Source organism: Vibrio gangliei (genome assembly GCF_026001925.1).
In the GTDB taxonomy this organism is placed as follows: domain Bacteria; phylum Pseudomonadota; class Gammaproteobacteria; order Enterobacterales; family Vibrionaceae; genus Vibrio; species Vibrio gangliei.
The window spans coordinates 494,468-517,497 of record NZ_AP021870.1; the positions used below are offsets into that span (position 1 = coordinate 494,468).

At 40.5% G+C, this 23,030-nt stretch carries 24 protein-coding genes; 6 read left to right on the forward strand and 18 right to left on the reverse strand.

Annotation, left to right across the window (positions count from 1 at the left end; all coding sequences use genetic code 11):
• Positions 1 to 163: 163 nt before the first annotated feature.
• The 3 genes from Vgang_RS14275 to Vgang_RS14285 are packed head-to-tail and all read right to left on the reverse strand — an operon-like array spanning position 164 to position 3,688.
• Positions 164 to 436, reverse strand: a complete 273-nt coding sequence (locus Vgang_RS14275; protein WP_105901513.1) for a DUF2960 family protein — start codon at positions 434 to 436, stop codon at positions 164 to 166.
• Positions 437 to 450: 14 nt separating this feature from the next.
• Positions 451 to 1,338 (reverse strand): mechanosensitive ion channel family protein, encoded by an 888-nt coding sequence (locus Vgang_RS14280; RefSeq protein ID WP_105901514.1) that lies wholly within the window; start codon positions 1,336 to 1,338, stop codon positions 451 to 453.
• Between the two features lies 1 nt (position 1,339).
• Positions 1,340 to 3,688, reverse strand: a complete 2,349-nt coding sequence (locus Vgang_RS14285) for an ATP-binding protein (RefSeq protein ID WP_105901515.1) — start codon at positions 3,686 to 3,688, stop codon at positions 1,340 to 1,342.
• Positions 3,689 to 3,994: 306 nt separating this feature from the next.
• Between Vgang_RS14285 and cobB the strand changes: the two genes are divergently transcribed.
• Positions 3,995 to 4,705, forward strand: coding sequence for a Sir2 family NAD+-dependent deacetylase (gene cobB / locus Vgang_RS14290; protein WP_105901516.1), 711 nt, complete (start codon positions 3,995 to 3,997; stop codon positions 4,703 to 4,705).
• Positions 4,706 to 4,789: 84 nt separating this feature from the next.
• Here the strand turns inward: cobB and Vgang_RS14295 are convergent, their stop codons facing one another.
• From Vgang_RS14295 to potA, 4 genes are all read right to left on the reverse strand, one after another.
• Positions 4,790 to 5,836: an extracellular solute-binding protein gene (locus tag Vgang_RS14295; protein WP_105901517.1), complete on the reverse strand. Its 1,047-nt coding sequence runs from the start codon at positions 5,834 to 5,836 to the stop codon at positions 4,790 to 4,792.
• 370 nt (positions 5,837 to 6,206) lie between these two features.
• Positions 6,207 to 6,992, reverse strand: a complete 786-nt coding sequence (gene potC / locus Vgang_RS14300) for a spermidine/putrescine ABC transporter permease PotC (RefSeq protein WP_105901518.1) — start codon at positions 6,990 to 6,992, stop codon at positions 6,207 to 6,209.
• Complete coding sequence (gene potB / locus Vgang_RS14305) at positions 6,992 to 7,846, reverse strand: spermidine/putrescine ABC transporter permease PotB (protein WP_105901519.1); 855 nt, start codon at positions 7,844 to 7,846, stop codon at positions 6,992 to 6,994. The genes potC and potB overlap by 1 nt, the downstream gene beginning before the upstream one ends.
• A 6-nt stretch (positions 7,847 to 7,852) precedes the next feature.
• A complete protein-coding gene (potA, locus tag Vgang_RS14310; RefSeq protein ID WP_406708313.1) occupies positions 7,853 to 9,010 on the reverse strand; it encodes a spermidine/putrescine ABC transporter ATP-binding protein PotA in 1,158 nt (385 codons plus the stop codon).
• 257 nt (positions 9,011 to 9,267) lie between these two features.
• Here potA and Vgang_RS14315 point away from each other — a divergent pair, with 257 nt between their 5' ends.
• The 4 genes from Vgang_RS14315 (at position 9,268) to ttcA (ending at position 12,546) form a co-directional block, all read left to right on the forward strand.
• The gene (locus Vgang_RS14315) at positions 9,268 to 10,098 is read left to right on the forward strand and encodes a hypothetical protein (protein ID WP_105901804.1); all 831 of its coding nucleotides are present in this window, start codon (positions 9,268 to 9,270) and stop codon (positions 10,096 to 10,098) included.
• Positions 10,095 to 10,886 carry a glucosaminidase domain-containing protein gene (locus Vgang_RS14320; protein WP_105901521.1) on the forward strand — a complete coding sequence of 264 codons (792 nt, stop codon included), beginning with the start codon at positions 10,095 to 10,097 and terminating at the stop codon, positions 10,884 to 10,886. The genes Vgang_RS14315 and Vgang_RS14320 overlap by 4 nt, the downstream gene beginning before the upstream one ends.
• Positions 10,886 to 11,554 (forward strand): DUF2987 domain-containing protein, encoded by a 669-nt coding sequence (locus Vgang_RS14325; protein WP_105901522.1) that lies wholly within the window; start codon positions 10,886 to 10,888, stop codon positions 11,552 to 11,554. Before Vgang_RS14320 ends, Vgang_RS14325 begins: the two co-directional genes overlap by 1 nt.
• A gap of 98 nt (positions 11,555 to 11,652) precedes the next feature.
• Positions 11,653 to 12,546 (forward strand): tRNA 2-thiocytidine(32) synthetase TtcA, encoded by an 894-nt coding sequence (ttcA, locus tag Vgang_RS14330; protein WP_105901523.1) that lies wholly within the window; start codon positions 11,653 to 11,655, stop codon positions 12,544 to 12,546.
• Positions 12,547 to 12,647: 101 nt separating this feature from the next.
• Here ttcA and uspE read toward each other — a convergent pair whose 3' ends face one another.
• From uspE to ccoN, 10 genes are all read right to left on the reverse strand, one after another.
• Positions 12,648 to 13,586, reverse strand: coding sequence for a universal stress protein UspE (gene uspE / locus Vgang_RS14335; RefSeq protein WP_105901524.1), 939 nt, complete (start codon positions 13,584 to 13,586; stop codon positions 12,648 to 12,650).
• Between the two features lie 223 nt (positions 13,587 to 13,809).
• A complete protein-coding gene (locus tag Vgang_RS14340) occupies positions 13,810 to 14,556 on the reverse strand; it encodes an FNR family transcription factor (RefSeq protein ID WP_105901525.1) in 747 nt (248 codons plus the stop codon).
• 93 nt (positions 14,557 to 14,649) lie between these two features.
• Complete coding sequence (locus Vgang_RS14345; RefSeq protein ID WP_105901526.1) at positions 14,650 to 15,321, reverse strand: sulfite exporter TauE/SafE family protein; 672 nt, start codon at positions 15,319 to 15,321, stop codon at positions 14,650 to 14,652.
• Positions 15,311 to 15,526 carry a cbb3-type cytochrome oxidase assembly protein CcoS gene (ccoS, locus tag Vgang_RS14350; protein ID WP_105901527.1) on the reverse strand — a complete coding sequence of 72 codons (216 nt, stop codon included), beginning with the start codon at positions 15,524 to 15,526 and terminating at the stop codon, positions 15,311 to 15,313. Before ccoS ends, Vgang_RS14345 begins: the two co-directional genes overlap by 11 nt.
• Before the next feature lie 13 nt (positions 15,527 to 15,539).
• Positions 15,540 to 17,924 carry a heavy metal translocating P-type ATPase gene (locus Vgang_RS14355; protein WP_105901528.1) on the reverse strand — a complete coding sequence of 795 codons (2,385 nt, stop codon included), beginning with the start codon at positions 17,922 to 17,924 and terminating at the stop codon, positions 15,540 to 15,542.
• A gap of 9 nt (positions 17,925 to 17,933) precedes the next feature.
• Positions 17,934 to 18,413 carry a FixH family protein gene (locus tag Vgang_RS14360; protein WP_105901529.1) on the reverse strand — a complete coding sequence of 160 codons (480 nt, stop codon included), beginning with the start codon at positions 18,411 to 18,413 and terminating at the stop codon, positions 17,934 to 17,936.
• A 76-nt stretch (positions 18,414 to 18,489) separates the two neighbouring features.
• Positions 18,490 to 19,488: a cytochrome-c oxidase, cbb3-type subunit III gene (ccoP, locus tag Vgang_RS14365; protein WP_105901530.1), complete on the reverse strand. Its 999-nt coding sequence runs from the start codon at positions 19,486 to 19,488 to the stop codon at positions 18,490 to 18,492.
• The gene (locus Vgang_RS14370) at positions 19,488 to 19,664 is read right to left on the reverse strand and encodes a cbb3-type cytochrome oxidase subunit 3 (RefSeq protein WP_105901531.1); all 177 of its coding nucleotides are present in this window, start codon (positions 19,662 to 19,664) and stop codon (positions 19,488 to 19,490) included. The genes ccoP and Vgang_RS14370 overlap by 1 nt, the downstream gene beginning before the upstream one ends.
• Positions 19,665 to 19,674: 10 nt before the next feature.
• Complete coding sequence (gene ccoO, locus Vgang_RS14375; RefSeq protein WP_105901532.1) at positions 19,675 to 20,292, reverse strand: cytochrome-c oxidase, cbb3-type subunit II; 618 nt, start codon at positions 20,290 to 20,292, stop codon at positions 19,675 to 19,677.
• 11 nt (positions 20,293 to 20,303) lie between these two features.
• Complete coding sequence (ccoN, locus tag Vgang_RS14380; RefSeq protein WP_105901533.1) at positions 20,304 to 21,734, reverse strand: cytochrome-c oxidase, cbb3-type subunit I; 1,431 nt, start codon at positions 21,732 to 21,734, stop codon at positions 20,304 to 20,306.
• Positions 21,735 to 21,967: 233 nt separating this feature from the next.
• Between ccoN and Vgang_RS14385 the strand changes: the two genes are divergently transcribed.
• Positions 21,968 to 22,381, forward strand: coding sequence for a hypothetical protein (locus Vgang_RS14385; RefSeq protein ID WP_105901534.1), 414 nt, complete (start codon positions 21,968 to 21,970; stop codon positions 22,379 to 22,381).
• Between the two features lie 234 nt (positions 22,382 to 22,615).
• Here Vgang_RS14385 and Vgang_RS14390 read toward each other — a convergent pair whose 3' ends face one another.
• On the reverse strand, positions 22,616 to 22,945 hold the full coding sequence (locus Vgang_RS14390; RefSeq protein WP_105901535.1) for a hypothetical protein: 330 nt from the start codon (positions 22,943 to 22,945) through the stop codon (positions 22,616 to 22,618).
• Positions 22,946 to 23,030 lie beyond the last annotated feature (85 nt).

A 23,030-nucleotide genomic window follows, 5' to 3' on the forward strand; every position in this document is an offset into this window, starting at 1 on the left:
TCACAATAGACTTCTAACTGACTAATATCAGAGTTTAAGAAAATAACAAAAAGGCTTTAAGTGATGAACTTAAAGCCTTTTTTGATGCGTTTGACATTTATTACTTTGAATATGCAATTGTGTAATAGCGAAACAGAGTAATAGTGCAACGAGGGTAATTTGACTATTGGTTTTTCTTTTTCTGACCAATACCAATGTTTTCTTTTGGCATTAATGTGATTTTGCCAAATCCAAGTTTACGGAAGTGAGCATCTCGGTAATCACGAACCGTTTTTGTGTCGGATACCGCTTCAATTGCTTGTTCCATCTTTAAATATTCACGTAAATCGATTCCTTCGTGGGCAGCAACGGCCTCATGGATAGAATGATAGTCGCGATAACTAAATGCGAGCGTTTTTTCTTCATTTTTGTAGGTGTATAAAATAGTACGAGACATAACGACCTTATGGCTTATTGCATAGTAGAACGAACCGCAATCATCGGCGGGTTAATATTGTGACGACGAAACTCTTTCATCACTCGAAGCGTAATATCGGTTTCAAACAACTTTTCATAAACAGTATCAACCACATATGCTTTACATGTGAGTTTAATCGCTAGGTAGTTATCGGCAATTTCTTGGCTGACTAGCACGACAACAGGTTTAGGCAAGTGGATATAACGACTAGAAGAGGCGGCTTCTTGAATTAAATCACGCGCCAAATTGATGTCTTGATCCATACCGATATAGAACGGAATCACGCACTGCATATCCAATGCACCATAGTTACCGCTCATGGTCACTTCACTCAAGAATTTGTTATTTGGGATAGTGATGATGTCATCGGTCAGAGTTCTCATACGCACTGAGCGTAAACCTATGGTAATGATATCTCCGTAATTACCCTCAAATGTTACGCGGTCACCAACTTGGAAGGGGCGGTCTATCATAACCGTCAAACCTGCAATGAAGGAGGCCGCTAGGTCTTTTAAGGCAAAACCGATCGATACCGCAAGCGTACCACCAATCAAGGTTAAGATTTGATCGTTGATTCTAAAGCTCATCATGAAAACGACGATACCTGCGGTCATATACACCAAGAACTGGAAAAATGACTGTAGTTTTTGCAGCACCATTCGATATTGAACGAACTGTGAGCTAAAGGTTTCAACTAACTTATTGGTAAAGCGTAATAAAACCCAGGATGCAAAAATCACCACAAATGAAAAGAAGACGCCACCCCAGCGGATAAGGCTAGTAAATTGAGTGATATTTTCTAGGTGGTTAGCAGTTTCATCAGCAGCAAATACCGATGTGGATAAAACAATTAGAAAAAGAAATGCGAATATTTTTTTCATTCTACTTCACCAATAAGTGTTGACGGTGTAAGGCATTGGTAATGAATCGATACCAGTGATCGGAAATACGAGCTTTATCACCTGACCATTCAATATAGTCACGGCTTTCAAAGTAGCGCAGGGTGCCAATAACTTCAGGAATGGTTAATTGGGTACATTCCGATAATTCTTCCGGTGTTGAAACCTCAAGTTGTACAATCGATCGCAGAATGGCCAACATAGGTTTTGGCATTTTTTCTAACTCATCCGATTGCGGAGCTTGGAATAAGCGGACCACCACTTTATCGGTTTGTTGGTCTTTACGCAGTGATAGGCGGAAGAAACGCAATGCGACGGTAGGGTTACCGTCGGCATAATGCCATAAGATGCGATAGAAGCCATGACGAGCACGTTCTTCCTCAGAAACGTCATCTTGATCCCATTGCTTAGGTAAGTTTAAATCGTCAAATGATACTGGGTTGTCGACATTTTGATTTAAACGAGAATCCAAGAGTTCTGATATTTGAGACTCCGTCCAACGTGGCATAAACGTCACCAAGTCAAACAATAAGCGTTCACCTCGAGCACGGTCGACAAATCGCCAGCTGGATTTCTCAATGGCTAATAGCACTCGGTGGTTTTTCTTAGAACGGCGCATCAAATTGGCAAATTTCATCAAACCAGATAAACCACCAACCATTGGCTTAACCAAGCGTTGAGCATTATCAACTGTAATCAAATAGTTGGTTTCACTTTTGCGAAGGTGCGCCAGCACTTGAATATCTGTCGATTCCGCACTTAAACCTAATTGTTCCGCTAGGTCAGCAATCAATTCGGCATAACCAGAATTAGGGCAATTCAAGTAAATAGCTTGTGCATTATTCACACGGTACAAAATTTGTTTCAACAAGGTCGTCGTGCCGATTCCACGTTCACCAGACACCACACACATAGCAGGGCTGTCAGAAAGGATATAACGGGATAACTGCTTAATCTCTTCGGTCGCATAACCAATCAATTCACTGTCTTCACTGCCTGGTAAGACGTACTGATAAATGTCGTCACCTTTCAGTTTCACCAAATTAGTATTGCTACCACCATTATCACTTTGTTTAGCGACTTCAATACGGAATAGGTAAGCTAGGGCTTGGCTGAAGAAGGCATAGTTTGACAAATTAGAGATAATAAATTGCTTCACATTTCGTGAAAAAATCCAAAACGTCATGATGGCTGTGGAAATCGTCGATAATCCAAAGCTATTTTTATGATTAACGGCCCATTGTGCCCAAATTGGCTGATCGTGGTTCTCATTTGTTTCTCTAAAGACGTATGGTTTCCATTTTTTCAGAACTAAAACAGTAATAAAAATAAACCAGAGGAACATAAGGCTCGATACCCAATGGTAAATCGTACCTTCACCGACCGTCGTTTTCGTGATTTGTAGCAACACACCTGCGCCAATCACGCTCCACACATAATAACGAATAGTGGAGAGGCGGAGCGCAATGATGTCTTTCGATGTACTGCGACTATTGCGATAAACAAATTCTAAAATGAATTTAACCGCAATAGATCCACCTAATACCCACCATGTGAAAATATCTAGGAATTTGACATGTTGAAGGCTTTGTAGACCTGAAAGAATGTCGAGGGAAACCGTGATGGCTATTAACCATGCAATGGGCTTATTCGCTTTACTGATATACCAAATAAGACGAATCCAAAGCGGGGGAGCATTCGTGGTTTCTAGCTTAGATTTCCGGAAATGACGAATCATATCCGGGCTATTACGTAGCCACCAATTTAAGATTAAATAAACTAAGAATAGTTTGATGACCATAGCAATAACCGGAACCGGGGAAATCGCTAAATCTTCGATAAATTGCTTAAAACTTTGGATTTGAAAATACAGCAAAAACTGAGCGTTTAGCTGTGTAATATGTATTTCATTCTTAAACTGAGTGACACCGAATGGACCAAAGCCAGTCAATTTGTTATACACTCGGCTATCAACCAGTTTCAACAAATTCTGCTTTGAGCGATTGAAGCTGTGTAGAGTTAAATAATATTCTTGCGTTGTGATCCATGCGTCTTCACCATCTACTTTTCGATAGGTTTTTAGCGCCGATTCAAAGCCTTTGGTATTGACGCCAATTTGATAAAGTGTGGTAGAAAGAAGTTCGTCAATCTTGGCATGATCTGCCGCAGTCATGAATAATGGGTCAGGTAGTTCCTCTACTTGCTGTGCAATTTTTTCAGCACTGCTCGATATTTGGGGCACTTTGGTTTGGTGAGTAGGTTCCCATTCGGCATGTGCACCTAAAGAAAAAAAGAGTAGTAAGGTTATTAAGGTTTGGTAAATCTTACCCATGGACTTCACTTATAAATAGTTGATAGGTCTAAACTTTGCTAATCAGCAAACTGAATCATAGCTCATTACCTAATAGATTGTCATTAAACCATCAGATCAATTCTGGAATTGATTGTTTTCAACATTTATATTTTCGAAATCATAGCTTAAATCAATAGCTAAACTTGGAAAGTCGATCTATCACTGATCTTTGAAAATTCGATTTTTTATTCCATTTAAAACCAAGTAAATTTAAGAGATAGAACGACTTGCCACTTGATGGTTTACAACCGTTGTGTCGGTCAGAAAAAAGACAAAGGAACTGCCATGTTTTTTCCATATCAAAATATTGTTGTATTAACTGGCGCAGGGATATCTGCAGAGTCGGGTATTCAAACCTTTCGCGCTCAAGATGGATTATGGGAAAACCATCGAATTGAGGATGTAGCGACACCTGAAGGTTACGCGTATGATCCTGAATTAGTTCAAGATTTCTATAATCGACGTCGACAAAGTTTAAAGAACCCGCAGGTAAAACCGAACGCAGCCCATCAAGCCCTTGCGGAATTAGAGCGCAAACTGGAAGGCAAGGTTACCATCATCACGCAAAATATTGATAATTTACATGAGCGCGCTGGTAGTGAGCATATTATTCACATGCATGGTGAGCTATTAAAAATTCGCTGTCCTGAATCAAATCAAGTGTTTGAATGCCAAGAAGATGTTGGCGTTCATGATTTATGCCATTGTTGTCAAATTCCAAGCCCTTTACGACCGCATGTTGTTTGGTTCGGCGAAATGCCGCTACAAATGGCTGAAATATATGAAGTAATAGAAGATGCTGACTTATTTGTTTCTATTGGCACTTCAGGGGTAGTTTATCCTGCTGCTGGCTTCGTACATGATGCAAAAATGCACGGCGCACATACGATTGAAATCAATTTGGAGCCTAGTGCAGTGGAAAGCGAATTCGCCGAAAAGCGGTATGGAAAAGCCAGTATAGAAGTCCCCAAATTAGTCAAAGAGCTCTTAGGGTAAAGCGTAAATATATTGGTGATAGACCAAAAGAAAGCCGCTAAATTTAGCGGCTTTCTCATTAGACTTAAACGGGCAGTTATATGATCAGTTCATATCAACTTTCAGTTTTTGGAAGTACTCTTCGTATAATACGTTCGCATCACCTACATCGTCTTGCCACTCACCTGAATCTAATACTTTTTGAGGTGGGAAAACGTCTTGATCGTGAGCAAAATCCTTAGGCAGCAATGGATATGCTGTCTTCACAGGTGTTGGGTAACCAATGGTCATCGCAATTTTTGCTGCGTTTTCAGGACGTAATAAGAAATCAATCATCTTATACGCCGCTTCAGTGTTTTTCGCACCTGATGGAATCGCTAGGCTATCCATCCAGAAGATAGCGCCTTTTTCTGGCCAAATGATATGAACCGGTGCGCCTTCTTTACGAGCCATGTATGCTGAACCATTCCACAACATACCTAGTGATGTTTCACCCGCGAGATAAGGGTTAGCTGGGAAGTCTGAGTTGAATACCAAAACGTTCGGCATCAACTTCTTCAATTCTTCATAGGCTTCTTTAATTTGGTCAGGATCCGTGGTGTTACCTGAGTAGCCAAGTTTAGTTAGGGCAATATGGAACAATTCACGAGGGTCGTCCATCATCATCAATTGACCAACCCATTTTGGATCCCATAAATCATCCCATTTTTTGATAGATGATTTATCAAGCATATCGGTATTAATACCAATACCGGTAGCACCCCAAATGTATGGGATTGAATAATCATTACCAGGGTCAAAAGGTTTATTGAGATAGTTAGGATCTAGGTCTGCGAAATGAGAAAGCTTAGATTTATCTAGCTTCATTAACATGCCTTCTTTACGCATTTTTGAAACAAAGTAAGTTGAAGGCACGACGAGATCGTATCCTTTACCTTGTGTTTTTAATTTAGCGTACATGGATTCATTCGACTCATAAGTAGAGTAAATGACCTTGATACCTGTCTCTTTAGTGAAGTCTTGCAGAACATCGTTAGGGATATATTCAGACCAGTTATAAAAATAAAGCTCTTTATCTTCCGCGTGAGCAAGACCTGTCGTAAATGTTGCGGCCAATGCAGCACCGACAAGAAGCTTAGACCATGTCTTCATTGATTTCTCCCTATGTAGAATGGTGGTTTGTTGATATTTGCAATATGTCAAAAAACGACGATAAGTATTGTAAAAAAACAGTGAGAGTATAGCCATATAAATTGATTTTTAAAGCATTTAAACACAATTCATCCATTTTAATGACAATATACTCAAGTGAACGCAAGGTGCAGAACTCAGCGCTGCAGTCGGAGTTTTAATCATGAAATATTTATGGAATTCACCTTTCAGTTAACCGGATATCGCTTATAGGTTCAAAATGAGCAAACTATAGAAAACGCACAGGCTAATAGAAAGTTATCAAAAAGCAAAAAGCCTGCATTAATCAAACAGAATAATGCAGGCTTTGAATAGGGTGAACAATTGATTTTTACTTCACTTTATCTCGTGCAAGTGCCTGTGAAAGCATAACCAGAATTAAAGACACCACTAACATGACCGTGGCCAGCGCATTAACTTCCGGTGAAATGCCAACTTTTACCATGGAATAAATTTTCAAAGGTAAAATTTCATAGCTTGGACCAGTAACAAACGAACTGATAATCACATCATCTAAAGAAAGGGTAAAGCTCAATAGCCAACCTGCAGCAACGGCCGGTTTCGCTAATGGTAAAATGATGCGCTTTAAAATGATCCATTCACTTGCGCCTAAATCTTTCGCCGCTTCTAACATTTTCACATCGAACCCTTTTAAACGGCTATAAACCGTCACTACCACGAAGGGCAGGCAGAAGGTGATATGAGAAATAAGTAGAGTGAGTAAGCCAAGTTCAAAACCAATCACAAGAAATAAAGCCAGTAATGAAATCGCCATCACGATATCTGGCGACATCATGACCACAAAGAGCAGGCCATTGACCGCAGCTTTGCCTTTAAATTGATATCGGAACAGAGCGACTGCAGTTAAGCTACCAATGATAGTCGCGGCAGTTGCAGAAAAAACGGCTACTGTGATTGAGTGTCCGGCGGCTTGAATTAAGCTGTCATTATTAATTAATTCGCCATACCATTTGGTTGTAAAACCACCCCATTTAATGCCAAACTTACTGGCATTAAATGAGTTCACAATCAGGACAATAATCGGTAAATATAAGAACAAATATACCAGGCTTAAAAAGCTAGACTTGGCAATGTTTCCACCAACAGACTTTTTCATTAGTCTAACTCCACCTTTTTATTCAACAACTTACCAGCTCTGTAGTAGGCATAAAGCATCAAAGCCATCACGATAGTCAGGGCAATACTCGTCGCCGCACCAAATGGCCAATCACGAGCATTTAGCACCTGGCTCTTAATCACATTACCGATCGATAGATTTTTCGCGCCACCTAATAGGTCCGACACATAGAACATACCAAGTGCAGGCAATAGAACCAATAAACAGCCACCAATAATACCAGGCATCGTTAAAGGTAAAATCACACGCATTAGGGTTTGAATTTTATTGGCACCCAAATCTCGTGCAGCCTCAATATAAGTACGGTCCAATTTCTCAATGGCTGAATACAAAGGCAAGATCATGAAAGGCAACAATATGTAGACCAAACCAATCATGACTGCAGTTTCGGTGTACATAATTCGCATCGGATGTTCAATAACACCAATGGCCATCAAACTTTTATTCACAATACCTTGTGTACCTAACACGATCTTTAAGCCATATGTACGAATTAAAGAGTTCGTCCAAAACGGCACTATCACCATAAACAACATGAAAGGGCGATACTTTTCAGGCATTTTGGCCACAATGTAGGCAAAAGGATAACCTATAATCAAACACAAACCAGTCGCCACAATCGCCATATACAATGAGTGCATCATCACTTTTGCATAAAGTGGATCAAGCAAGCGTGTATAGTTGCTGAGCGTAAATGTTATGTCGATCAGATTGGCTTCATCACGAGTTAAAAAGCTCGTAATGATGATCATCAAGTTGGGGATAAATACAAACAGCATGAGCCAAGAAACAATAAGCAGCACAATGCTATTTTGAAGATTCAATTTCTTCATTTGCGTTTACTCGGCTTCTTTTTGAAATTGGCTCGTATGTGCATCGACAGGTAACACAACTTCCCAACTTTCAACCCAGGTAATAGAGACTTTTTGTCCAATAGAGTGATCCACATCGGGATCATCTTCGTTGAAGAACTCACTCACCATCACACGCATACCCGATTCTAGTTCAACAACCGAATCGAGCGTCATACCTTTGTAAGTACGCTCCGTCACGTGGCCCATAATGCCAATATCTTCAGATTCTTTAATTTCTTCAATTCGGATATCTTCCGGGCGAAGAAGAACATTAAGATGTTGGCCAGGCTCAACAGGACGTTTGTAGTGAACAGAGCACTCCACGTCATCAATTAATGCGGTAATGGTCTTTTCATCATTACGTTTAACTACGGTTGCTTCAAATGTATTGATTTCACCGATGAAGCTGGCGACAAACAGATTCTTCGGCTCTTCGTAAATTTCTCGCGGTGAGCCGTCTTGTTCAATCACACCATCACGCATGACGATAATACGGTCTGACATTGATAGCGCTTCTTCTTGATCGTGAGTTACGAAGATGAAGGTAATACCTAGCTGACGTTGAAGCTGCTTTAATTCTAATTGCATTTGTTTTCGCAATTTATAATCAAGAGCAGATAAAGATTCATCAAGAAGAAGAACTTTAGGTTTATTCACAACGGCACGAGCAATGGCAATACGCTGTTGTTGGCCACCAGAAAGTTGATTAGGTTTACGTTGCGCCATAGATTCAAGACGAACCATTTTTAACGCTTCTTCAACTCGAGAAGTAATGTCTGCTTCTGAGACTTTTTGCATTCTTAATCCGAAAGCAACATTTTCAAACACGGTCATGTGTGGAAAAAGGGCGTAGCTTTGGAATACCGTGTTGACATGCCTTTTTTCAGGCGGTTGGGAGGTCACATTTTCATCAGCAAGAAGAATCGTGCCTGAATCTACCGATTCAAAACCAGCGATCATTCTTAATACTGTTGTTTTGCCACAGCCAGAAGGTCCAAGAATAGTGAGGAATTCGCCGTGATTCACAGTTAAATCTAAGTTTTCAATGATTGATTTACCATCAAAACTTTTGCTGATGCCTGTCAGCTGAATAACCGTGGCGTTGTGATTAGGTTCAACTTTCAATTTCTGTATTTCTCCCAAGTAAGAACCGCAATGTAAGACACAAAAATTTGACGGCGGATCATAGTCGCCATTAACTAGAATTCCTAGCTTTTTTTGCCCTAAAACGCTTCAATTATCATCTAATAAGAAGCGCAATTCAAAAAAGATTGCTCACAGCGTAACAGAGATTGATTTACATAATGAAATGGTTATTAAAAGTCACAAACTCGCATAATCAATTTGCATGAGTATAATGAGCGGAAATTTGTAGAGTAATCATGCTGGATAACCGTTTTATGAGTAATAATGAAGAAAAAGAATTCAATGTTGGTGGCAGAGTAGATACCGCTTTGTCTGGACAGTATGAATTGAAAGCCAACAATATCATCAAAGAGGCTTGGCAGCTCACACTCAAGAATTTTTGGTCATTTTCACCTACGATCATCGTTTTAATCATTCTTCAGTTAGCCATTTTTATTATTGCTCTAAAAATGCAGTTAGGTGATCCCAGTGTTCTCTTTAGTTTGCTCGATGGGAGTGCTGATGAAGTCCAAATTCAAAGTATTATTCAATCTGTTATGGTGGCCAACTTTAGCTACGAAATTATCAGCGCGCCACTGTATGCTGGTGTTTGTTTAATGGCCATGAGTCACGCAACCGGCTTTAAAACACAAACCAACCATATTTTTAAAGGGTTACAATTTACTATCCCTGTCATGCTTGTCACGATAATGAGCTTAGTGCTACAGGGGCTATCTGGCTTACTTCTACCATTCTTATCACTATATTTATCGATGGCATTCAGCAATGCAGTTTTTCTAGTGTGTGAGAAACGTGTCACACCAATGCGTTCTTTATTCCTATCGCTACGTGCGATTAATAAAAAAATACTGGCCGTAACCCCAGTTTATATTTTGATCTTATTGATGTTTTTTGCTGCCGCTTTATTTTATGGCATCGGATTCATATTTGTTCTACCTTTCTTTTTCCATGTAAAAGGAATCATCTACCGAGATATGTTCGGTATTCGAATGCGCGTTATTCAATCCGGTGGCAGTAACACACCGCCGAACAATAACAATTCTTCTGGTAATAACGATAAAAAATCACAGGTATTTGATGCATGAGTAAAAAAGTCAGAATCCCTTTAATCATTCTTGCTTTCTGGGCGGTATATTATTTTCAAAATCATTATGACAAAACGCCAGAAGCAGATAAATCGCCAAAAGAGCAAGCCACTAAAGTGGTTAAGCAATCTGCGCCAGTCGATATCAATGAAAAAAAACAGCACTTTTTTGATACGCTACGACCTGGAATGCAAAAAGAGAATGCTCGTGTCTTGGCAGAGCGCAAGATCTTGCTTGAATTACAAAAGGAAATGAAAGGCGGTGAGTCCATACCAAAACCGTCTTCTGAAATACAACAGCTTGCTCAAGATTACGATGTCGCAATTCCTGAAACAGGTATAGATCAGGCTTGGCTCGACACCATGCTAAATAGAGTCAATGTATTACCTCAAGCTTTAGTACTTACTCAAGCTGCCAATGAATCAGCTTGGGGTTCATCACGCTTTGCTAAGCAAGGTAATAACTTTTTTGGACAGTGGTGCTATGTCGAAGGGTGCGGTTTGGTACCTCTAAAACGAGTCGAAGGTGCAACCCATGAAGTGGCTAAATTTGATTCACCACAGCAATCGATTCATGCTTATTTTATGAACGTGAACCGTAATGATGCCTATAAAGCGCTGCGTGATATTCGTGCTCAACTTGCTAAGAAAGGTGAGGATTTAAAATCACAAGAAGCGGCACTTGCATTGACGGATGGCTTATTGAGTTATTCTGAGCGTGGACAAGACTATGTCGATGATTTGCAATCAATGATCAAACATAACTCTGATTATTGGACGGTTAAATAATGCGGTTTAGTCAGTTCACTTTACCCGCCTTATTGAGCGGTGTTGCTTTATTTTCATTACCAACCATGGCTCAGCAGTATCAATTTAATTATTCGAAACTGTATAGCCAGATGAAAAACAATGTGAAAGAAGGGCACCCAGAAGTCAAAGTGGCATTCTTCTTTCAAGATCAAAGCAATGGTTCAATCTGTAAAATTGACAAAGCATGGATGGAAAAAGACAAGCATTATGAAGAGTTTGTTATTCCATCTTCTCAAGAATTGATCGTTCCGCTTGATAATAATTTACGTCAAGTCGGACCCATCGTGTATGTCGATACCGAAAAAGGTAAAACCTGTGATTTCTCAATGGTCGTGATGACTAAACACCCATTATCGGGTCATGTGAGCTACCAAAAAATCGCCGCATTATTACCTCAAATGGATAAAATGCTTGATGATTTAGGCGGCATGTTTTCGAGTTGGTTTTCACCAGAAGTGATTGGATTAACTCTAGAATTCTCTGACCTTCAGGACGGTGAAATTCTGTCTGCGGCAGGCTCAGTTTTCCCCATTAAGCAAGGTAAAGCGCAGATAAAGCTAGAAGATCTATCGTCGCAAGATTCTCTGATATTACCTAAAGAAACTTTCCGTGTACTGCCATTACTCAATAAGTCATCCAAGAGCTAATTGGTAGTGCTTTTACCTAACCAGAAAAATCCGTATAATCGGCGCCCCAACGATGTAACCTGTTTGCATAGTTTCGATAAACTATTTGTGAGTAAGTAATGAGTCAAGTCGATCCAAGAAAAGAAACACTGGAATTTAACAAACTTCAAAAACGCTTAAGACGTAATGTTGGTAACGCGATTATCGATTACAACATGGTTGAAGAAGGTGATGTGGTTATGGCTTGCATCAGCGGGGGAAAAGACTCTTTTGCTATGCTTGATATTCTACTTCAGTTGCAAAAGTCAGCCCCAATTGACTTTAAAGTGGTTGCCGTAAACTTGGATCAAAAACAACCAGGCTTTCCTGAGCATATCTTGCCAGAGTATTTTGAAACTTTAGATATTCCTTATTACATCGTGGATAAAGATACTTACTCCGTTGTAAAAGAAAAAGTACCTGAAGGTAAAACGACTTGTGGCCTTTGTTCTCGTTTACGTCGTGGGACTTTATATTCGTTTGCGGAGAAAATCGGCGCAACTAAGATCGCACTTGGTCACCACATGGATGATATCGTTGAAACTTTATTCTTGAATATGTTCCACGGTGCGCGCTTAAAAGCCATGCCACCAAAATTGCGCTCAGATGATGGTCGTAATGTGGTTATTCGTCCACTGACGTATTGTCGTGAAAAAGATCTGATTAAGTACGCAGAACATAAGGCGTTTCCGATCATTCCTTGTAACTTGTGTGGTTCACAAGAAAAATTAGAACGACAGGCTATTAAAGCGATGCTGGTTGAGTGGGATAAAAAAACGCCTGGACGTGTAGAAAAAGCATTTAAATCTATTCAAAACGTCAGTCCGAGCCAACTTGCGGATAGAGAACTCTTTGATTTCGTGAACTTGCCACTTGAACGAGCAGGTGAACGTGATGAGTATGAATTCAGTGAAGCGACCATTTCGTCGACCAATATTGACGAGTCACTCTTCATCGATGTGACCAATATCTAACCTGTCACTAAAAACCAAGTATTCTAAATATCAAAGCCCTCATGAACGACTATCATGAGGGCTTATTATTTATATTGAGCTAGCTTCAAATAGTAAGATGTTTACTCTGGGGCCAAAGGACTGATATAGCCTTCTGGTTTCAGTGCCAATACGTCACAATTGATTTTATCGATCACGTTTTCAGCAGTATTGCCGATAAAGACAGCTGACAAGCCAGTTCGTCCTGTTGTACCGAGTATCACAAGCCCCGCATCAAGCTCTTGAGCCGCTTTGGGCACAACATCTTCTGGAAGACCTTCTTTAACATAAGTATGTTCTTCATCAATACCATATTTCTGGCGTAAAGCCTTCATTGCGGTGAGATGAAAGCCGCGTACTGCATCGGTATAAGAAGTAGGGTCAAATTCTGGAAGTTCAACCGTGACATTCGCAGGTGTCACAGGGTAAGAGTTCACTAGGTACAATTCAGCATTCAGTTGTTTCGCGAATTTTAAACCTTGCTCAACCATAGAATCATTGAGTGCTGTATGCGTGGTATTTTCAGAACCCACATGGACGGAAGCAATAATATTGCCATTAATAGGCCAATCATGATTTTTGACTAACAGAACAGGGCAAGGACATTTACGTAATAAATGCCAATCAGTTGGCGTAAAGAATACAGACTCTAGTACATCATGCTTGCGAGTACCCTTTAATAGAAGGTCGTGGCCGGTTTCAAAGATTTCTGCAATGATGGCTTCGTAAGGGCGATGATGCCAAACCACTTTCACTTCAAATTGAACGCCGTCTTTTAGGTATGGCGCAGCAACTTCACGCATCCATCCTTCACGCTGCTGTATAACGCCGCGGCGCATCGCATCTCTTTCTTCGGATGACAACATAGATGTCATATCGTATGAAAAATCATAAATAGATAAGAAGAACGTTATTGGGGCAGGGTTCGGCAAATCACGTACGATTTGAAAGGCACGAGCTAACGCCGACTGTTCTACGTTATTAACATCAGCAATGACTAAAATACTTTTGTATAAATCCATAATATGCTCTCCCTTCCTAACAAATTCACCATTTCAATGGCTTACATACCAAAGGGGTCAACATGCTTAACTTATGCTAGGGCCTACAACACATAAAATCCCATCGGTATAGGTTAACTTTAGCTGAAATTTATCAGAATTATTAGTGACATGAGCTGGATTTTAAAAATAAAAAAGCCGCTATAGGGTAGCGGCTTCTCATAACGGTAAGTTTATGATGTTTTTAGTCTTCTACGAATCCGGCTAGTTTTTGCAGCGCATCATGATCCGTAATTGTAATGTATTTGCCTTTCACGCTGAGAATTTCACTTTTTTGGAACCGACCCAACAAACGACTAATGGTTTCAACTGTAAGACCAAGATAATTACCAATATCACCACGCGTCATTGTTAATCGGAACTCACGTGGAGAAAAACCGCGTTGAGAGAAGCGAGTCGATAAACTATACAAAAATGCTGCTAAACGTTCTTCTGCGTTCTTTTTGGAAAGCAAAAGAATCATATCTTGGTCACCTTTGATCTCATTACTCATTAATCGCATGATTTGCTGACGTAATTTAGGCATTTTGCCAGACAGGTCATCTAATGTTTCATAAGGAATCTCACACACCATTGACGTTTCTAATGCCTGAGCGAAACTAGGGTGAGCGTTGTTATTAATGGCATCAAAACCAATGAGATCGCCCGCAAGGTGGAAAGCTGTGATCTGCTCATCACCTTGCTCCGTAATGGTGTAACTTTTAATCGTACCAGAACGAATCGCATATAGAGATTTTAGCTCATCGCCAGCTTTGAAAATTTCTTGTCCTTTCTGAACTGGCTTTTTACGTTCAATGATTTCATCTAGCTGATCCAGCTCTGAATCATTCAGAGTAAACGGGATACATAATTGGCTAATACTGCAGTCTTGACAATGAATTGCACAGCCACCAGATTGAACACGTTTTGTTTTTGCGTTATCAGAAATCATAAAATACCGAGCAGTTTAAATTGATATACATCAAAATTTTAGCATCTCATACCACTAAAGGACAGCACAAAATTGCCGTATATCACCGTTATATTACAGCAAGCGGAGAACTGCCTGATATAACTGGAATATGCCGTAAGCGGCTAACAAACTCGCTCCGATACGACGAAACATAAGGCTTTTAACCCACTGATTAAAAGATGATGCACCGATTGCAATAAAGAGCATAGCCGGCAATGTACCTAGGCCGAAAGCAAACATCAACATAGCACCATTTAAACTATCACCTGCGGCGGCTGACCAAGTCAGCATAGAATAAACCATACCACAAGGTAGCCAGCCCCAAATAAAACCAAATGGGATGGCTTGAATAGGGTGTGTTATTGGTAAAAGTTTTTGACCAATTGGTGAGATATATTGCCAGATTTTTTGTCCCACTTTTTCAATAACCAGTAATCCCTGCCACCATTGTCCTATGTAAAGAGCCAAAGCTAACATAAATAAAGCGGACAAGATTCGTAGCCACAACAGAGAAGCATTCAAACCTGAAAAACTTGTTATTGAAGATACCGAGGCACCTATAATCGCGCCAGTTAAACTGTAGCTAAGCATCCGGCCAATGTTATAACAAAGCGGATTTAACCAAGTATGGCTAGGTTTAACTTGGCCTATATTCATCAAAGAAGCAATACCACCGCACATGCCCATGCAATGGCCTGCACCTAAAAAGCCAACCAAAAAGGCAGCAAGCCAATCAGGATTCATCATTGTCCCTATTATTATTTAAAGGGGTATCGTTAGTATTGAGGGTTTTTGATTGGCTTATTTCATCGCTATCATCAAATAGAATGCTACTACCTTGTCGGTCTAGATCATCAAATTGATCCGTTTTTACCGCCCACACAAAAACAGCGACGGCAATACAGACAAACATGATGGCAATGGGTATGAGCAAATATAAGCTAGCCATAGATAAATTAACCTTATTTGAGTAATCGCAGAGAATTGGTTACTACGATAATCGAGCTCGCGGACATGCCAATTACAGCAAAGTAAGGAGCAACAAAGCCCATGACTGCCAAAGGCAAAATCAAAGCATTATAGCCGAGTGACCAAGCTAAGTTTTGATGAATGATTTTTCGGGTTTGTAGTGCCAAACAACGTGCTTCAAGTACTTTATCTAATTTATCCCCCAATAACACCATATCCGCAGATGATTTTGCTACATCTGAGCCACCACCCATAGCAACAGAGAGGTGAGCGCCGGCAAGTGTAGGGGCATCGTTGATGCCATCACCAATCATAAGCGTGACATTGTCACGGTTTAACTGTTGCAAGTAATCCAACTTATCCTGTGGTTTCATACTCGCTTGAAAATGGTCAATATTAAGTTGATTCAATACGTTACGTGTATTTTGTTCCGAGTCCCCAGTTAAAACTGTAATATCAATATGTTGTGATTTGAGAGCTTCAATAAATCTAGCCGACTCTTTTCGTATCGGATCAGAGTAACCAAATCTCGCCACAATCTGTTGTTCACAGGATAAATAAATGGAAGAGAATTGTGCTTGCTGATCATTGTCAGATTGGGTCACAAATCGCCATGTGCCAATGCGCCAATGTTTATTCTGATAATAACCTTCAATGCCAGAGCCAACCAGATTACGAACGTCAGTCACAGTAACATCGTTATTCTGATAGATTTCAAATGCGGCCGCAATCGGATGATTTGCGTGCTTTTCAAGACTAGCAGCAATAGATAAAACATCTTCTTGGGAATATTCATTTGAAAAGGAGTCAACCTCGCTGATCATGATGTTGCCTTCTGTTAGCGTCCCAGTTTTATCCAAAACAATGTGGTTTACTTTACACAGTGTCTCAAAAGCATGACCTTTACGAAGTAAGATACCAAGACTGCCTAGCTTTGACGTCGAGCACGTCACCGCAGTAGGAGTGGCAAGTGAAAGGGCGCATGGACAAGTGGCAACCAACACCGAAAGCATAATCCAAAAGGCCGAATCTGGTTCATGTTGATGCCAAAAGATCCAAGTTGCTGCCGCAATAACAAGAATAATCGCGACGAAATATTTTGAGATGTAATCAGCAACCTCTGCGATTTTAGGCTTTGAAAATTGAGCTTCATCTTGTAGGCGGACAATGTTTGCAATAACAGAATCCGCTTTATGGCTAGTGACTTCCAATTCAAAATGATCACCAACATTCGTTGTGCCTGCATACACAAAATCATGAGTATGTTTTTCGACTGGTAGTGATTCACCGGTCAACATAGATTCATCAACCAGGGTTAACTCGGAAAGAACTTTACCATCAGCAGGGATATGCTCCCCTGGAAGAACGCGGACTTTATCTCCGATTTCTAGGCTACGAACAGGAACTTGCTTGCCACTTAACTTCGTCGCCATTGCCGGAACCAATTTTAGTAGGTTGGCACTGGCTGCAGCAGCTTTTCGTCGCGCTCGCATTTCAAGAAATCGTCCAATTAACAGGAAGAACGTAAACATAGAAATGGATTCAAAGAAAACTTCTCCTGTCCCCGCAATCGTTGCCCACAAACTGGACACATAAGCAAAGATAAGCGCGATAGAGACAGGGACGTCCATAACCAAAGTGCGAGCTTTTAAGCTGCGCCAGGCATTAATATAAAAAGGCTGAGCAGAATAGAGTAAAACCGGAGTTGCGAAGATTAAACTCACGACGCGTAAAAATTGTTTAAATTCAGGGTCGAGATCAGAAAAAACTTCAAAATAGAGAGCGACAGCGAGCATCATGACTTGCATTGTCGCCAAGCCAGCCACACCTAGGCGATACAAGTACTGCTTCATCATTTGATGGTAGCTTTCTTCTTGTTGGTTGGGTTCAAAAGGGGCGGCTTTATAACCAATAATATGAATTTGCTTAATAAGCTCACTCAGACGAGTTTGCTTGTTGTCCCAAACAAGGTTAGCTCTTTGCGTGGTAATATTAACGCGAATTTGTTTTACACCAGTGCATGCAGATAATTGTTTTTCAATTAACCAAGCACATGCAGCACAAGAAACCCCCTCAAGTGACAGTGTCACCTCACTGAGTTCGTTATTATGTCGAACAAATTCTTGTTGCACATCAACATTATCGTAATGAATCAGTTTCTGTAGTTGTTCAGGAACGAGGTCAACCTTGTCTGCCGGAGCAGTACGATATTGATAATAAGAGACGAGGCCGCTATCAACAATTGTCTGGGCAACAGATTCACAGCCTGGGCAGCACATAGGGCGAGGCTTGCCAAGAATTTCAACGCTGAAAATTGCGTTTACTGGTACAGCATCACCGCAGTGATAACACATTTGTTGCGTTGAAGATCCCGACATAATTACGCCTTAATCGAGTAAAACAGTTGCAGTTTGTGTTGGAAATGTCACTTTCCCTTGGATTAACCATTCTTTGTTGTGAGGTTCTAACTTAATAAACCAAGGGCCTTGCAGTGGCGTATCCAGATTTAACCGGTATTGGCCATTTGCATCAGAGGTGATGGTACGTTCAAAATCCCTATCTGGCAAAGTTCTATGTGTAAATGTTGCTTTCAAAGCTGGGTAGATTGGTAACTTACCTTTATCAAAACTAAAACTGATGCCTTGCGTTGTAGAAATAACACTGGCTTTTAGTTGAAAGCCTTTTGCCACGTGGATTTTGGTTAAATCTACATTGATGCCTTTGCCTTCTTTGTAATAATCCTCTGAAACTAAATCAACACTGTTTTTAGTGAAAATACCTAACGTAACGAAGCTGCCAACAACGGCGCACATTGGTAGAAAAATTAAGAACCAAGGCCAAAACTGCTTATACCATGGAGTTTGCATAGTCTTCTCACAAATAAAACGTAGTAGTTACAAGAAAAAACAGCCCCAGAGTGTGGGGCTGTTAACCACTTAGCGGTTAGTTGGATTGCGCTGCTTGCTTAGAGGGTTGATTACTCAAGCTCCAAACATAAGCGCCAACAAGATGAATTTTATCTTCACCCAAAATGTTATCCCAAGCAGGCATAACACCTTGGCGGCCGTATTTAACCGTTTCTGTTACATCAGCACGTGAATCGCCAAATAACCAGTCGTTATCAGTAAGATCAGGCGCACCAAATGCAGGGTTACCCTTACCATCTGTACCATGGCAGGCTGCGCAAGCGGCAAATCGAACTTTACCGGCCGCAGCATCACGGGTGTTGACTTTACGACCTGATAAGCTCAAAACATAGCTAACCACTTCTTCAACACCATCTTCGCCAAAGGTTTCTCCCCAAGCTGGCATCGCGCCAATTCGGCCATGGCGAATTGTGGTCAAAATAGCTTCTGGTTCACCACCGTAAAGCCATGCTTGATCAGTTAAGTTTGGAAAGCCTTTTTGACCACGAGCATCAGAACCATGGCATTGTGAACAGTTTTGTAAAAACAAGTTCTGTCCAACACGTAGTGCATCGGGATCTGAAGCAATATCAGGAATTGATTTGTAGCCAGAACCATCAGCATTATTCGCTAAACGCTTGAAAGATTGACCGTAAAATTGCTCAGCATCATCAAGCTCTTTTGCATATTGATCAAGTTGCTTGTTTGCTTGAGCGTCTTTAATCGAGGCTTCCATTTGTGCAACAGATTTAACTTGCTGATCAGAACTCGTCCAGCCAAGTAAGCCTGGGTAATTACCTAAGCCTGGAAATAACGCTAAGTATATAGCTGCAAAGACAAACGTTGAGAAGAAAAGGTAAGTCCACCATTTTGGCAGTGGGTTATTGAGTTCACGAATACCATCGTATTCATGGCCCATATCCGCGCCTTCTTCAACGCCCATTTTATCTTTTAGACACCAAATCAAAATCGCGGCAATACCAAAAATAGTACCGAGCGTGATAACGGTAATCCAAATACTCCAGAATGTAGTCATTACTGCATTCCTCCCTTATCTTTATTTGATTCTACTGGCTCATCATCAAAGATAAGGTTCGCAGCTTCATCAAAACGAGCTTTACGCTTTTTACTACCGTAAGCCCACCAAACCACACCACAAAAACTGATGAATAAGCCAAGTGTCCAGATACTGTGAATAGTGACGATATCCATATCTTTCTCCTTACTTCATCGATTGGCCAAGAGATTGAAGGTAGGCAACAATCGCATCAAGCTCTGTTTTTCCTTCGACACTTTTCTTAGCATTTGCAATGTCGTCATCGGTATAAGGAACGCCAAAATCATCGCGGAACAAACGTAATTTCTGCTCTGTGTATTCGCCTGTAAGTTTATTTTCAGCTAACCACGGATAACCTGGCATAATTGATTCCGGCACAACTTCACGAGGGTCGATAAGGTGAACACGGTGCCATTCATCTGAATAACGACCGCCTACACGGGCAAGATCGGGACCCGTACGCTTAGAACCCCATAAGAACGGGTGCTCCCAAACAGATTCACCCGCAACAGAATAGTGACCATAACGCTCAGTTTCAGAACGGAATGGACGAATCATCTGACTGTGACAAACACTACAACCTTCGCGAATGTATATATCACGACCTTCCATCTCTAAAGCAGTGTAGGGTTTTAAATCTTCAACAGGTTCCGTTGTCTGCTTTTGGAAGATAAGTGGGGTGATTTCCACTAATGCACCTAAGCTAATACCGAACACCATTAAAATTGCCAATAGACCGACGTTTTTCTCGACTATTGAATGGCGATTCTTTCCTGAACTCATTTCATAGCCTCCTAAATTGCCGGTTGAGGAATCGCTTTTAAGCTATCCTTTGGTGAAGTAACGGTTTTATAAACGTTGTAGGCCATTAGTAACATGCCTGACACAATGATTACGCCACCAATAAAGCGAACTAAATAGAATGGATGAGACGCCTCAACACTTTCAACGAAGCTATAAGTTAAGGTGCCGTCTGCATTAACTGCACGCCACATCAAACCTTGCATTACACCTGAAATCCACATCGCAACGATGTATAAAACCGTACCAATTGTGGCTAACCAGAAATGCACATTGATCAACTTAACTGAGTACATGCGCTCTTGACCAAATAGTTTAGGGATCAAATGGTACATCGAGCCGATAGTTACCATTGCAACCCAACCTAATGCGCCTGAATGTACGTGACCAATGGTCCAATCGGTATAGTGAGAAAGGGCATTTACCGTTTTAATTGCCATCATCGGGCCTTCAAATGTAGACATACCGTAGAAAGACAAAGAAACAATTAAGAAACGTAGGATAGGGTCATAACGAAGTTTATGCCAAGCACCAGATAGGGTCATGATACCGTTAATCATACCGCCCCAAGAAGGTACGAATAAGATCACTGACATCACCATACCTAATGACTGGGTCCAGTCTGGTAGTGCGGTATAGTGCAAGTGGTGAGGACCTGCCCAAATATACAGTGAAATTAAACCCCAGAAATGCACAATTGAAAGACGGTAAGAATAAACTGGACGCTCAGCTTGCTTTGGTACGAAATAGTACATCATCCCTAAGAAGCCAGCTGTAAGTAAGAAACCAACCGCATTATGTCCATACCACCACTGAATCATGGCATCGACCGCACCTGAATAAATCGAGTATGACTTACCAAATGACACAGGGATTGCCATACTATTCACGATGTGTAGCACTGCAACGGTTAAAATAAATCCACCGAAGAACCAGTTTGCCACATAAATATGTGAGGTTTTTCGTTTAATTAAAGTGCCAAAGAAAACGATCGCATACGCAACCCAAACGATAGCGATAGCCACATCAATAGGCCACTCTAGTTCGGCGTATTCTTTACTGGTGGTATAGCCCAAAGGTAGTGAGATTACTGCGGACAAAATGATCGCCTGCCAACCCCAAAAAGTGAACGGTACTAATAAACCACCAAATAAACGCGTCTTACACGTTCTTTGGACCACGTAGTACGAAGATGCAAATAGGGCACTTGTACCAAACGCAAAAATAACGGCATTAGTATGCAAAGGACGTAAACGACTATACGTCAACCACGGCGTATCAAAGTTTAGCTGTGGCCAAACTAATTGAGCTGCGATTAAAACTCCCACGCTCATCCCAACAATGCCCCATAAAATTGTCACCAAGGCAAATTGACGGACTACCGTGTAGTTATAATTATGCTCAAGCTGATGTTCTTGGCTCATCTTGAATGCTTCCAATCTTTATAATTAACTACATAGCATCAACACTGGATTAGTGTTGTAATGTCACCCAAACACACGTTATCTTCCAAAGACTCAGTAGTACAATGGTTTTCGTAGTAACAATGGTTTTAAGTAAAAGTAACATTTTCGTTGCTTACTATACCTGACAAGCCAAACGGTTATACAGGTCAGATCGTAAAACTTTGAAGTAAGTTGCATAGGACAAAAGCACAATGGCGGCAGAGAAACTCACCAAAGCAAGGCTTGTACAAATTATCATCATTTTCAGCGTGTTAGTAACAGCATTTACATGGCGAACAATCGAGCATAAACAGCCAAGTAATAGTGATAATTCATGTCAGATTAATCAGCATTGTGAACTAAATATTGCACCTTTGTATGCAAAGTTGGTGGTAGAAAAAGTGAGTAAAGATAACCTCACTATTCAATTACAACCGATTGATCTTGAAGAGAAATCATCAGAATCAACCTTGAGCTTAAAATCCTTATCTGACGAGAATAAAATTCTCCCAGTTGATACTAATAAGTGGCAGGTAACTCTAAGTCCAAATCAACCGAAATCTAACTGGTCAGTTATCTCAAACGGTAAAGAGATCTACAAATTTGAACTTAATCATTTAGACTAGATGAGCAATAAGTTTATTTGTTGCTAAATGTAAAAACTGAATACCATTATGACTATTTAATGGATGAGGTAGGTATGTGGAATTGATAAAACGAACCACATAATTTAACATAACACACATAATGCGCATTATTATTGTAAGCCCAATGTATGAAAGTCTGATTTAAAAAACTTTAAACTACAACCTTAAATCAGTATTTGTCTATGATAATCAGATTGAGTTTGATGATCTTTACTATCGAACTGTTACGGTCAGTCTCAGCATCTTTTCTGGGACATCATACTTAATAATCTTATTTTTATATTGACTCAGTGCACTACGAGTAAGACGACAAATTTTGTTATCACCCGTTGTACGGTAACGCTTTAACTTTGCATCCGTGGCATTAAGATGAATCATTGTTAACATCACACGGCATTCACCAGTCTTGATATCTACGCGGCTAAGTTCTTTATAAATTTTCTTTTTATAATACTTAGCTACAGCATACCTTTGGCTATCATCAGCCGCACTTGTGAAACTCACGACAAAAACCAAGACAAATAAAACCAGCCGCTTATTCATTAAATAGAACCTCCTAATCAGTAAATGTGCACTATTAAGGGCTTTTTATGATTGGGCGAGCAACATCAATTCAAAAGCAGTGTTA